We start from the raw sequence: 13,290 nt of genomic DNA on the forward strand, positions 1-13,290 counted from the left end.
GAGTATCCTTACTTAGCGCCAATTTAAAAAACGCCTATAATCAAATCCATTACCCAAAATATAGTTCAGTTTATTTAAAATGCATAAAAAAGGAATGAATATGCCGATACAGGAAAAGGAAAACAATAGTCAAAACAGGGTTGAATTCCGTGCAGAATTAGGAGTGACGCTGATTGAATTAATGTTAGTGGTTATAATAATAGGCGTGTTGGCGACACTCATATTTCCGTCTTTTGAAAAACAAATTTTAGCCGCAAGACGAGGAGATGGCATCACCCATTTACTGCGGCTAAAAATACAGCAAGAAGCTTTTCGTATTGAAAACATGAGCTATGCAAAAACGGAACAACTTGGTCTGCCAACGAGTCAATATTATACTTTTGTTGTCTCTGATGTATCTGCTACAACTTATACGATTACCGCTAAAGCAATAGGCAGTCAAATGTCCGACAAAACATGTTTGACCATACAGATTGATCAATCATTGAATAAAACCCCAGCCCATTGTTTTTTCTAAGTGATATACCACCGTTATTGCTTTACTTGTTGGCGACGGATCCTTAAGTTACCCGTATTATAGGTGTCGATGTTTTACAAGACCAAAGCAACAAGGTAGCAGTATGCCAAACAAACGATTGTTGAACCTTTCCCTGATTGGGGTTTTTCTGCTATGTATGGGTTGTAGCACACCTTTAAGCAAGACCTTAACTGATAAAGGCCCTGCTAATGTTCACACAACCTCCGACTTCAGTGGTCCACTTCCTATTTCCTCCCGTGTTATAAAAGGTCAGTTAGACAATGGTATGACTTACCTCATTAGGCAAAATAATACCCCAGAGAAACGCGCAGAAATCCGTTTGATTGTTAAAGCGGGATCTATTTTGGAAGATGATAACCAACAAGGTTTCGCACATTTTGTAGAACATATGGCCTTTAACGGTACTGAAGACTTCGACAAACAAGAAATAGTTGAGTATGTAGAATCCATAGGTATGAAATTCGGAGCGCACCTCAATGCATACACAAGTTTTAATGAAACCGTATACAAGCTGCAAATCCCTAGTGATGAAGCAGGTGCCTTAGAAAAAGGCATACATATCCTAGAAAATTGGGCTCATAAAATTAAATTCGATGCCCTAGAAATAGACAAAGAAAGAGGAGTCGTTCTCGAAGAAATGCGCGCACGACAAGGCGCTGGCTGGCGCGTATTCAATAAACAATTACCTATTATTTATCAAGATTCTCAATACGCTCTGCGACTACCCATAGGTAACAAAGAATCCATTGAGCATGGTGCACATCAAGACTTAGTTCGTTTTTACAAAGATTGGTATCGGCCAGAACTAATGGCTTTGGTCGCAGTCGGTGATTTTGATCCCAACCAAGTACAGGCGTTATTTGAAACATACTTTAGTTCAATTGAAATGGCCCCATCACGGAATAAACAAAGACCCAGCTACTTTATACCAGATAACGCCGCGCCTTTAGTCACAATAGAGACTGACCCTGAGCTCACCAGGACTACAGTTGAAATTCAAATAAAACAAACACTTATAGAGCCAGTTACTTACACACAGTACTATCAAACTTTGGTATCACAACTTTTTATCGATATGCTCAATGGCCGGTTTGGTGAAGCGACCCTTGCTCCTAAAGCACCGGTTATTAGTGCTGGCAGTAGCTTCGGACGTTTTAGAGCAGACAAAAGTGCTTTCACCTTAGCGGCCACAGCAAAACCTAAAAAAAGCAAAGAAGTCGTCGCATTTTTACTAACTGAATTAAACCGCGTTTTACAACATGGATTTACTCAATCAGAGCTTGATCGCTTTAAACAAAGTGTACTAAGCAAACTAGACAATGCAGCCAAAGAAATAGATACCACCCAATCATCCAGATTGGCTAATGAATATGTGCGCCATATTGTCAAAGGTGAAAGCATTGCCGGAATAGATCATTATTATACGATAGGCAAAAAATTTCTGCCTCTGATCACTCTAGATGAAGTTAACGCCATAGACGAAACTTGGTTTACTGCCAAGAATAGAATTATAAAAATAGCGGCGCCTGAATCTGACAAATCCAGCTTACCCTCAAAAGTTGAGCTACTTGCGTTGATAAGCAGTGACACAACAACAAGTCACTGCTTATCAAGATAGTCAGGTCATACAGCAACTTATGCCAGAAAAACCCAAAACAGGTTCAGTCATAAGTAAGGTTTACGACGAAAAACTAGATAGCCATATTTGGATGTTAAGTAACGGTGTGAAGGTGGTTTTAAAACAAACAAATTTTAAACACGATGAAATTCAGTTTTCGGCTAGAGCCAATGGCGGATATTCACTGCTAGAACCAGAGGCTATGGCTAAAACCATTATGGCCGCAAATATTGTCGAAATGTCTGGAATAGCGAATTACACACTGGCAGACATAGCCAAGTTTTCAAAAGGAAAACAGTTTTGGCTAAGAACAAAAATCAATAATGACAATCAATCCATTAATGGCAGCAGTTCAGTAAAAGATATAGAACACTTTATGCAAATGTTACATTTAAAATTTGTTGCTCCGCGAAAGGATAAAAAAGCATTTGATTCATACATATCACGAGTAGAATCCTCCATCATTGACCGATTTAATAGTCCACAAGGCGTTTTTTCAGAACAAATAAGATTGAAGCAATACAGCCATAACTCTCGTTCTATAAAATTTGATGCCGATATAGTCAATAATCAGGATCTGGATAAATCCTATCGTTTTTACCAAAAACGATTCTCAAATGCAGCCATGTTTAATTTTATATTTGTGGGTAATATCGATTTCTTACAAATGGAAATGTTGTTAAGCACCTACATTGCAAGCTTACCTACCATAGACAAATATGATAAAGCAATAATTCATGACAACCTGAGAACGAAAGGAAAATTAACGGTTAAAGTTGAAAAAGGCTTGGTTCCAAAAGCCACAGTGCTGATTAACTTTTATGGTGATTCACTCTGGTCACACAAGAACCAAATGAATTTAAATGCCTTAGAATATGTACTCAGTAGTATTTTACGTGAACGTATCAGGGAAGAAAAAAGTGGTGTGTACGGTATTAATGTAAAAAGTGCGTTTTCAAGATTGCGCAATCAATATTCTACTAACATATCCTTTACCTGTGATCCCAACAGGATTGAAGAACTAGTGGCTGAAATACATAAGGTAATCAAAAAACTTAAAGTGAGACAGACCGAAGATAAATATATTGATAACTACATCGCACAAAAATTAAAAAGCAGAGAATCAAAGCTCACAACCAATGGGTTTTGGAAACATTACTTACAATGGAATGCCGACGTTAACTACCAACAACTCGGGTTAAATGAATTTGTTTCGTTAGTACACAATATGCAGAAGGAGGATGTGAAAGATGCTGCCAATAGTTATCTAAATATCGACGATAGTTTGACAGCCACTCTGCTTCCCCAAACAACGACTAAAGCTAGTGAGAATTGATCGAGCTCCTAGCTCCATTTATCCTGAGACTTAAGAGATATTCTTAACCCGCAACTCTTTAGGCACTGCAAATTCAATGTTTTCTTCACGACCGGGTCTTTCGATGGCCGTGGTAGCTCCCCATTCTGTTAAACGGTCAACCACCCCCTGCACTAACACTTCAGGTGCTGATGCACCTGCGGTGACACCAATATTTTTTGCATTTTCAAGCCATGCCTGCTGGATACAATCGGCGTCTGCTATCAAATAAGCTGTGGCACCAATTTTTTCAGATAGTTCTCTGAGTCGATTAGAATTAGAGCTATTCTGTGCGCCTACGACTAACAATAAATCACAGTCAGAAGACAATTCTCTCACTGAGTCCTGACGATTTTGAGTAGCGTAACAAATATCATCTTTACGGGGCCCTTCGATGGCAGGAAATTGTAGCCTTAATGCATCAATCACATCAGCAGTGTCATCAACCGATAAGGTAGTTTGGCTACAATAATAAAGTGTAGACGCGTTTTTAACAGACAATGTTGCCACATCTTCAACCGATTCCACTAAATAAATACCGCCATTGGGATTATTATATTGTCCCATAGTACCTTCCACTTCCGGATGCCCATGGTGACCAATTAAAATACACTCAGTCCCTTTTTTACTGGCACGCATCACTTCCATATGTACTTTGGTGACCAAAGGACAAGTGGCATCAAACACTTTTAAACCGCGGGCATCAGCCTCGATGCGCACAGCTTGAGAGACACCATGGGCAGAAAAGATCACAATACTATCGTCTGGCACTTCAGATAATTGATCTACAAATACCGCACCGCGTTCTTTCAGGCCATCGACAACAAATTTGTTATGTACCACTTCATGACGCACAAAAATAGGCGCAGGAAACATTTCCAAAGCACGTTCGACAATAGTAATAGCACGGTCTACACCCGCACAAAAACCTCTTGGATTAGCAAGATGGATCTGCATATTTCTCCTTATAACCTATCAAAATTAGAGTTAATTGACTGACAGTATTTCTACGTCAAAAGTAATCACCTGACCTGCCAAAGGATGATTAAAATCTACTGTTACCGAGTCTCCCGTGACTTCTCGTATGATACCAGGCAACTCTGTGCCATCAGGCTGAGTAAAAGCGATAATCATACCTTCTTCGGCAGGCGTCTCTGCATTAAATTTACTACGCTCAAGGTGGTGCAAATTATCAGGGTTAGGCATACCAAATGCATCATCAGCTTCTAAGGTAAATGATTTTTTATCACCGGTTTGAAGACCTAATAAACAATCTTCAAAACTGAGGGTAAGACTGCCATCCCCCACCACTAACTTAGCAGGTTTATTATTCACTCGAGTACTATCTGCGGCAGAACCATCGGATAATTTCAAGTCAAAATGTAAAATCACTTCACTACCTTGTTTTATCAACTTTTGCTCTAGCTCAGCCATTTTTTTCCTCTTTGTTCTTAAACATATCAATAATCAATAAGACGGCACCAATACATATAGCACTGTCGGCTACATTAAATGCTGGCCAATACCAATCTTGATAATACACCACTAAAAAATCTATTACGTATCCATGGACTAATCGATCATAAGCATTGCCTATGGCACCGCCAATAATCAGACTAAAGGCGATGGGCAATATGATTTGTTGTTTAGTGGTTTGTTTTAACCACCACAGCACCAAAACACTGACAGCAAAGGCAATAATAGTGAAAAACCAACGCTGCCAGCCACCAGCATCATGTAAAAAACTAAAAGCAGCGCCGTAGTTATATACATGAGTAAGATTAAAAAACGGCAATATCTGAATGGCTTGATAGAGTTCAATATGCTCTAGCACCAAAACTTTAGTGTATTGATCCGTCACTAACACCAACACAGACAACCATAAAAATCGCCATCCTGTTTGAGTAAAAATCTTAAGCATAGGCGCGTTTTTCGCCTTCGCCTTCAACATTATCCACACAGCGATCGCACAGCTCAGGATGAGCAGCATGATTACCAATATCTTCACGGTGATGCCAACAACGACTGCATTTTTGTGCTGATGAAACAGACACCGCCACCGACACCCCCTGCACTTCCGTCGCCACCGCATTTTCTGGTGCAGCATGACTTTCGATGACTGTCGCCGCAGAAGTGATCAAAACAAAACGTAACTCATCCTCAAGTTTACTAAGTAAAGTAAACAAATCACTGTTTACGTACAAAGTGACTTCTGCTTGCAGTGAGCCTTTGATTTTCCCCTCTTTGCGAGTCAATTCAATACAACGGTTCACTTCATTTTTAACTGCTAGCACTTGTTGCCAAAAATCGTTGTTAAAATCACCAGATAAAGTGACTTCATCTAAACCGTCATACCATTTACCAGTAAAAACAAATTCGTCTTGTTGCCAAGGCATTTCTTGCCATAATTCTTGGGCGGTAAAGCTAGTAATAGGAGCCATCCAGCGCACTAATGCCTCGATAATATGATACAAAGCACTTTGACAAGAGCGACGAGCGAGGCTATCGCCTTTTGCTGTATATTGCCTATCTTTCACTATATCCAGATAAAAACTGCCCAACTCAATAGAGCAGAACTGCATTAACTTTTGGGTGACTACCAGCATGTCATATTTTTCGTACGCTTCAATGATTTCTTGCTGGATACTGTGAGCACGACCCACCACCCACTTATCAAGTTCCACCATATCTTCGATGGGCACTAAATCTTTACTGGGATCAAAACCATTTAAATTAGCTAATAAAAAGCGTGCTGTATTTCGAATCCGTCGATACGCATCAGCAGAACGATTTAAGATTTCATCTGATACCGCAATTTCACTGCGATAGTCGGTAGATGCCACCCATAAACGCAAAATATCTGCGCCTAGTTTGCCTGTCACTTGTTGAGGTGCAATAGTATTACCTAAAGATTTTGACATCTTTTTACCATCACCATCAACGGTAAAACCGTGGGTCAGGACTTGCTTATATGGTGCATGGCCTGTTGTGGCAACAGACGTTATTAGAGACGACATAAACCAACCACGATGTTGGTCAGAACCTTCTAAATATAAATCAGCAGAAGCTGGGATATCATCACGTTGGTCAACCACAAAATAATGGGTCACACCTGAATCAAACCACACATCTAAGGTGTCTGGTACTTTAACGAAGGTGTCTGCATCTTCGCCTAATAATGATTCTGGATCGATATCCCACCAAGCTTGAATACCTTTTTGTTCCACCAACTCGGCCACTTGCTCGAGTAACTCATTGGTGCGCGGATGTAATTCACCTGTGTCTTTATGAACAAAAAGTGCAATAGGAACGCCCCAAGTACGCTGCCGGGAAATACACCAATCAGGTCTTCCGGCAACCATGGTTTCAATGCGGCTTTCACCCCATTCAGGGATCCATTGAGTGTTATGAATTTCTTTTATCGACGCTGCACGTAAGCCATTTTTATCCATACTGATAAACCACTGCGGCGTAGCACGGAAGATAAGAGGTGTTTTATGCCTCCAGCAATGAGGGTAGCTATGGTTATACACATGGTGATGCAATAAGGCGCCATGCTCTCTTAACACTTCAACCACATGGTCATTGGCTTTAAATACATGTTCACCAGCAAACAACTCAGTGCCTTCTAAATATACGCCGTTAGCGCCAACAGGGTTAGCGACTTCTAGACCGTAGTTTTTGCCGACATTAAAATCTTCAACGCCATGGCCTGGAGCAGTGTGCACACAACCTGTACCGGCGTCGGTGGTAACATGCTCACCTAAAATCAGTGGCACTTGAAAGTCGTAAAAAGCATGGTGTAATGCTTTGTTTTCTAAGTCTTGGCCTTTACACACACCTAAAGTTTCATAGTTTTCAAAGCCAAAACGCTGCATACAATCTGCTAATAAGTCGGTAGCAATCACTAAACACTCTTGACCTTGCTCGCCACTGACCTGAACTAAACTGTATTCTAGCGTCGGATGGACACATATTGCGCGATTTGCAGGTAAGGTCCAAGGTGTCGTTGTCCAGATAGCGACCGATATATCACCAGAAACCTTAGCAGAAAAACATGCAGCAACCGCGTCAGCATCCACAGCCTTAAAACGCACATCGATAGAAGGTGAGTTTTTGTCTTGATATTCTACTTCGGCTTCAGCGAGAGCTGAACCGCAGTCAGTGCACCAATGTACTGGTTTAAACCCTTTCTCAAGATGACCTGAACGTACAACATGACCAAATTCACGAATAATGTTGGCTTCTGATTTAAAGTCCATCGTTTTATATGGATTATCCCATTCGCCCAAAATACCTAAACGGATGAAATCCGCCTTTTGACCGGTAATTTGTTTCTCAGCATAGTCTCGGCATTTTTGCCTAAACTCAGCAGCTGTGACTTTTTTACCCGGTTTCCCGACTTTTTTCTCCACCATTAATTCAATCGGCAGACCATGACAATCCCAACCTGGCACATAAGGCGCATCAAAATCAGATAAGGTTTTAGACTTAACAATAATATCTTTAAGAATTTTATTAACCGCATGACCAATATGAATATCACCATTTGCATAAGGAGGGCCATCATGCAAAATAAAAGGGGTATGGCCTTTTTTGGCGTCACGAATTTGCTGATAGAGTTTTTTCTCTGTCCATTGCGCAAGCATTTTGGGCTCACGTTGCGCTAAGTTACCGCGCATAGGGAACTCGGTTTCAGGCAAATTCAAGGTATGTTTATAATCACTCATTGCTGGTTAAATCCAAATTGGTCAATTGTTACATTAAAATGTTAAAAGGCTGTATTACACTTCATCCTTGAAACTGCACGTTCTTTGGCTGCACTCATTCACCCCTATCGCCAACCGCGTTGCACTTAGTGAACTAAGCTCATGGGATCTGATTCATTTGCCGCCGCCGCGCAATTCCAATGATTTTGCGTATAGCAGTGTTTTTGCCGCTAACGCATCTTTTTTTATTTGTTGATGAAGTAACTCAAAAGAGTCGAACTTCATTTCTTGTCTGATTTTACTCACTAAGGCCACAGAGATGAATTGACCATACAAATCACCGCTAAAATCAAACATGTGTACTTCTAACTGTGAACGTTGACCGTTCACAGTAGGCCTGTGGCCAATATTCGCCACGCCTGAATAACGTTTATCTGCCACGGTGACGGTGACCGCAAACACACCATTAACAGGGGCCTTACAACGTTTCAATAAAACATTAGCGGTAGGGAAACCAATAGTTCGCCCTCTTTTATCACCATGCAATACTTTGCCAGCAATGGTAAAGGGTCTACCTAACATCTGCTGAACAAGGTCAAAATCGTTATTGCTAAGGGCATCGCGAACCGCAGTTGAGCTAATACGACAATTTTTAAGACGAAAACTCTGGGTGCTGACGACGTCGAATTGGCATTTCTCACCTTCTTCTATAAGGGTGGAAAAGTCACCTACCCGGCCTTTACCAAAATGAAAATCATCGCCTACTACTAAGTATTTAATACCCAGTTTATCGACTAATAAACCTTTAACAAAATCAGTGGCACTAAAAGAAGCAAAATGTCGGTCGAATACTACGCACAACAAACGGTCAACGCCTAAGGCTTTTAACTGAGTATATTTATCGCGAAGTAAACTTAATCGGGCAGGCGCCTGCTCAGGGGTAAACAACTCTTCAGGTTGTGGTTCAAATAGCATCACCGTCGATGGCAAACCTAATTCTTTAGCTTTTTCAACGACTTGACTAAGCACAGCTTGATGACCTAAATGCACCCCGTCAAACTTACCTATTGTTAATACACAACCGCGATGTTTATCACGAAGATTATGTAGACCACGTATCAGTTCCACTGCACTCTCTTTAAGCTCAAAGGCTTGCTTTAAAAGCCCAAAGGCTTGCTGAAAATCAATTAAAGGCGCGGATTATAACTGACTATAGGCCGATTGAAAGCAGTAACCTTGATGAATGTTCACTTTTAAACAAAGGCACGCCTTAATAGCATTCGTTGCTGTTATTTTGTGACGACTTTCGACGCTGAGAAAGTCTGCTTTCTCACTCCTAATATTAAGAGGCTAATGACAAATACCACGGCCCCAAGTGAGATTAATTTTGCTAATTCAAATATTTTTTCGATTAGGGAGAAATCAACCCAGAAAGCGGCCACAGGGTTAAGCATGAAAATAACAATCCCCATTAAGGTGCTAGCAAACACAATTTTAATAATAAGAGTAACTGTCTGTGATGAGGCGATGTAAACACCGCGCTTATGCAATGCGCCATAGAGAAGTAAAGCATTCATCAAGGCCGAAAGAGACGTTGCCATAGCCAAACCTACGTAGTCAAATGGCCAAACTAGAATTAAGTTAAACAACATATTCGCAGCCATACACCAAATACCAAACTTCACAGGGGTTTTGATGTCTTGCTTAGAGTAAAAGCCCGGTGCCAACACTTTAACCAACATAAAACTCAATAAACCAAATGAATATGCCATCAAGCTATGTGAAGCATAAACGGCATCTTGTGGCGTAAATTCACCACGCTGAAAGATAGTCAATAACATAGGCTCTGCCAGCATAAATAACCCTGTAGCGGCGGGAATACCCAATAGACAGACCATTTTCACTGCCCAATCAATGTTAGCGCTAAACGCTTTATCATCCTTAGATACATGATTGTGTGACAAGGTGGGTAAGATAACGGTCGCTATGGCAATGCCAAATAATCCCAGTGGAAACTCTAGTAAACGGTCAGAGTAATACAGCCATGATATCGAGCCGGTTCCAAGAAAACTTGCAATAACAGTATCAAATAATAAGTTAAGTTGACCAACAGAGACGCCAAAAAGCGCGGGAATGATTAATGTGCGTACTTTGATAATATCAGGGTCAGACCATCCCCATTTGGGTTTAACCAATAATCCTGCTTTAAATAAAAACGGTAGCAAGAAAAGTAATTGAAAAAAACCACCCAAAAATACTCCCCAAGCTAAAGCAAATGCAGGCTCATCAAATCTTGGAGCTAAATAAATTGCGCAACTAATAATGGCGACATTGAGCAGTACGGGGGTAAAAGCGGCGACAGCAAACTTGTTTAATGTATTAAGAATGGCACCGGCTAAACCGGTTAAAGAGACAAATAACAGATAGGGAAAGGTTATTTTTAGCATTAACGATGCCAGTTCAAACTTTTCTCCTGCTGGCTCGTCATTAAGATACTCAACAAACCAACCCATTCCAAAAAGCGCTGCCAGTATTGGCGAACCAACCACACCAACAATAGTCACTATGGTCACTATTACGCCTAAAGTACCGCTGACTTTGGCAACAAACTGCTTAAGATGTGCTTCATCACCTTCATGCTTAACATCAGCTAAAACAGGTATAAATGCCTGTGCAAAGGCTCCTTCAGCGAATAAACGCCGCAGAAAATTGGGGATTTTGTTGGCGAACAAGAAAACATCAGCATTAGCACCTGCCCCCATTAAGTTGGCAATGACAGCGTCTCTTACTAAACCCAAAATGCGGGAGATAAATGTCATGGCGCTGACAATCATGCCTGATTTAAATAACTTACCTGACACCCAGTTCTTCCTAACCAACAAAAGCGTTATTATGCTTCAACAACTAACAAAGAGTCTAATGATTCAATCAGGCTTAGAAAGACTAATTTATGTCTGTAAAACAATTTGTTAATAATTAAATTTAAAAAAAAACATTATTTGCCTCTAAAACCCGCGAAACTAATTGACATAAACCGACTTGATCCTCATAATCCGCACCCTTGAATTTTGACTAGAATTTTTTTGGGAGTTCCAACTTGGCTAACATCAAGTCTGCTAAGAAACGTGCCATACAAGCGGAGAAGCGTCGCCAACACAACGCTAGCCGTCGCTCTATGACACGTACATCTTTGAAAAAAGTACTTTCTGCAATCGCCTCTGGTGATAAAGAAGCTGCTCAAGCTGCATTCACTGCAGCTACACCTTTAATTGACCGTATGGCAACTAAAGGTTTGATCCATAAAAATAAGGCTGCTCGTCATAAGAGCCGTCTTGCAGCACAAATTAAAGCCTTAGGTTAGATTTGTATTGTTTAAAAAAAAGCGCCTATGGCGCTTTTTTTATATCTGAAATTTAGAAATTCATCTTAATTCTGGCAGCAATTTTTCTGCCCATGCAACAACCTCCACTTCCGGTTCAAGAGTTTCACATGCATCAATTTGCAGTAATTCTGAAATCGGCTTGCCTTGCAATTCAGTTAATAATTCGAAAATTTGTCGCCCTGCACCGCAATATGTTTCACCATAACTACTATCGCCTAGACCTGCCACAGCAAAAGGTTTCTGCTCCATCAATGGAAATTGGTCACGCAGGTCTTGAACAAAAAACTCTAAATTAGGCGGTATATCACCCTGCCCTGTGGTTGAGCTAATAAATAACATAGACGAGACCTGTTTAAAGTCGTTCAGTGTGGGATCAGTGAACACTTCAGATCCCATCCCGTGTCCATTCAACATTGTATTCACTTCTTCTGCCACATGTTGTGCATTGCCATAGACCGTTCCTACAAAAATACCAATTTTACTCATATTAAAAATCCTAATGATGTTGTACTAATTTATGTAATTGGGTTTTAGGTGATGCCCTGCATAGCTACAATTTGTTTAAACTGTGTAATTGATGGTGACTAACTTGCCATTTTTCCAGTAAATTAAAAATATTATTATCTAAATCGCAACGTAAAACTAACGGAGCTTTTGATACAGGATGCATTAAAAGCATAGATTTGCAGGTCAAAGCTAATTGATGAAATTTAAATTGTTGCCGTACGAATGTATTGTGTTTACCGTCACCGTGGGCGGTATCTCCGACAATAGGATGGTTGATATGGGCTAAATGTCGCCGAAGCTGATGTTTACGACCTGTTTTGGGCGTTAATTGCACCAATGAATATCGAGCCGATGCGTATTTTCCCACAGCGAAGGGCAATTCAAATTTATCTAGTCGATTAAAACCTGTCACTGCCTGTTGCGCTGGTTTATCTAGCTTAGTCATTTTATCCGCTATTTTGTCGAGCTTTTCCTTGAGTGCATAATCTATTTCACCTTCATCCATAATATGACCTCGAACAATCGCCAGATAGGTTTTCTCAATTATTTGGGCGGCAAACTGCTCGCCTAATTTTCTAGCAATATCAGCAGATAAGGCAAACACCAACACACCTGAAGTGGGTCTGTCTAATCGATGCACAGGAAAAACATATTGACCGATTTGATCACGTAATAACTGTATCGCAAAGTGAATCTCTTGCTTATCTAGCATACTGCGGTGCACTAATAGCCCTGGTGGCTTATTAATGGCAACCAAATATTCATCTTGATAAAGAATAGAGAGCTGCATGTTATGAAAGGGCAGAAATTGAATCAATTTGTTTTATCACTTCCATAAGCTTTGGCTTATTATTAGCGGCGCCAAAACGTTGCTCTGCCATTGGCAGCAGCTTAAAATTATCCGGTAAAGCACTTTGGGAATGCACAATGACAGTCATTTTTGGAATAAAAACAAACTGTAACCATTGCTCGAAAAACAAAGTATCTAAAGCAAAAGGCAACTGACTTTTAAGGGCCTCGACTGAAGGAGCAGCACTCGACCACAACATCTCCTCACGCAGACTTTGTTCAAGTTTTATGATCAGAATTTCGACTTCTTTATGACTACGTGGCATGATCAACTATTACTACCTCAGAAAACAACCTATACGTTTATTTTCTGACCGATTTGAGTTAAATAAG

13 protein-coding genes are annotated in these 13,290 nt (G+C 40.4%); 4 read left to right on the forward strand and 9 right to left on the reverse strand.

The window, feature by feature from the left end; all coding sequences use genetic code 11:
• Positions 1-100 precede the first annotated feature (100 nt).
• The 3 genes from CXF95_RS01590 (at position 101) to CXF95_RS30250 (ending at position 3,492) form a co-directional block, all read left to right on the forward strand.
• The gene (locus CXF95_RS01590) at positions 101-517 is read left to right on the forward strand and encodes a type IV pilin protein (RefSeq protein WP_101197066.1); all 417 of its coding nucleotides are present in this window, start codon (positions 101-103) and stop codon (positions 515-517) included.
• A gap of 103 nt (positions 518-620) precedes the next feature.
• Positions 621-2,156, forward strand: coding sequence for a pitrilysin family protein (locus CXF95_RS30245; protein ID WP_232787572.1), 1,536 nt, complete (start codon positions 621-623; stop codon positions 2,154-2,156).
• Complete coding sequence (locus CXF95_RS30250; RefSeq protein ID WP_232787573.1) at positions 2,122-3,492, forward strand: pitrilysin family protein; 1,371 nt, start codon at positions 2,122-2,124, stop codon at positions 3,490-3,492. The genes CXF95_RS30245 and CXF95_RS30250 overlap by 35 nt, the downstream gene beginning before the upstream one ends.
• A 30-nt stretch (positions 3,493-3,522) precedes the next feature.
• On the opposite strand, the gene ispH is transcribed toward CXF95_RS30250, so the two are convergent.
• The 6 genes from ispH to murJ all read right to left on the reverse strand — a co-directional run bounded on the left by ispH (position 3,523) and on the right by murJ (position 11,080).
• Positions 3,523-4,467 (reverse strand): 4-hydroxy-3-methylbut-2-enyl diphosphate reductase, encoded by a 945-nt coding sequence (ispH, locus tag CXF95_RS01600; protein WP_101197067.1) that lies wholly within the window; start codon positions 4,465-4,467, stop codon positions 3,523-3,525.
• Between the two features lie 30 nt (positions 4,468-4,497).
• Positions 4,498-4,944: an FKBP-type peptidyl-prolyl cis-trans isomerase gene (fkpB, locus tag CXF95_RS01605; RefSeq protein WP_101197068.1), complete on the reverse strand. Its 447-nt coding sequence runs from the start codon at positions 4,942-4,944 to the stop codon at positions 4,498-4,500.
• Complete coding sequence (gene lspA / locus CXF95_RS01610; RefSeq protein ID WP_101197069.1) at positions 4,937-5,431, reverse strand: signal peptidase II; 495 nt, start codon at positions 5,429-5,431, stop codon at positions 4,937-4,939. Before lspA ends, fkpB begins: the two co-directional genes overlap by 8 nt.
• A complete protein-coding gene (gene ileS, locus CXF95_RS01615) occupies positions 5,424-8,240 on the reverse strand; it encodes an isoleucine--tRNA ligase (RefSeq protein WP_101197070.1) in 2,817 nt (938 codons plus the stop codon). The genes lspA and ileS overlap by 8 nt, the downstream gene beginning before the upstream one ends.
• 153 nt (positions 8,241-8,393) lie before the next feature.
• A complete protein-coding gene (gene ribF, locus CXF95_RS01620; RefSeq protein ID WP_101197071.1) occupies positions 8,394-9,347 on the reverse strand; it encodes a bifunctional riboflavin kinase/FAD synthetase in 954 nt (317 codons plus the stop codon).
• Positions 9,348-9,508: 161 nt separating this feature from the next.
• A complete protein-coding gene (murJ, locus tag CXF95_RS01625; protein WP_101197072.1) occupies positions 9,509-11,080 on the reverse strand; it encodes a murein biosynthesis integral membrane protein MurJ in 1,572 nt (523 codons plus the stop codon).
• Positions 11,081-11,316: 236 nt separating this feature from the next.
• Here murJ and rpsT point away from each other — a divergent pair, with 236 nt between their 5' ends.
• Positions 11,317-11,580: a 30S ribosomal protein S20 gene (rpsT, locus tag CXF95_RS01630; protein ID WP_101197073.1), complete on the forward strand. Its 264-nt coding sequence runs from the start codon at positions 11,317-11,319 to the stop codon at positions 11,578-11,580.
• Between the two features lie 60 nt (positions 11,581-11,640).
• Here rpsT and CXF95_RS01635 read toward each other — a convergent pair whose 3' ends face one another.
• The 3 genes from CXF95_RS01635 to CXF95_RS01645 all read right to left on the reverse strand — a co-directional run bounded on the left by CXF95_RS01635 (position 11,641) and on the right by CXF95_RS01645 (position 13,223).
• Positions 11,641-12,087: a flavodoxin gene (locus CXF95_RS01635; RefSeq protein ID WP_101197074.1), complete on the reverse strand. Its 447-nt coding sequence runs from the start codon at positions 12,085-12,087 to the stop codon at positions 11,641-11,643.
• Between the two features lie 64 nt (positions 12,088-12,151).
• Positions 12,152-12,898: a tRNA pseudouridine(65) synthase TruC gene (gene truC, locus CXF95_RS01640; protein WP_101197142.1), complete on the reverse strand. Its 747-nt coding sequence runs from the start codon at positions 12,896-12,898 to the stop codon at positions 12,152-12,154.
• A 1-nt stretch (position 12,899) separates the two neighbouring features.
• Entirely contained in the window at positions 12,900-13,223 is a 324-nt protein-coding gene (locus CXF95_RS01645; protein ID WP_101197075.1) for a YqcC family protein, read from the reverse strand.
• Positions 13,224-13,290 lie beyond the last annotated feature (67 nt).

This window comes from Paraglaciecola sp. MB-3u-78 (assembly GCF_002835935.1).
In the GTDB taxonomy this organism is placed as follows: Bacteria; Pseudomonadota; Gammaproteobacteria; order Enterobacterales; family Alteromonadaceae; genus Paraglaciecola.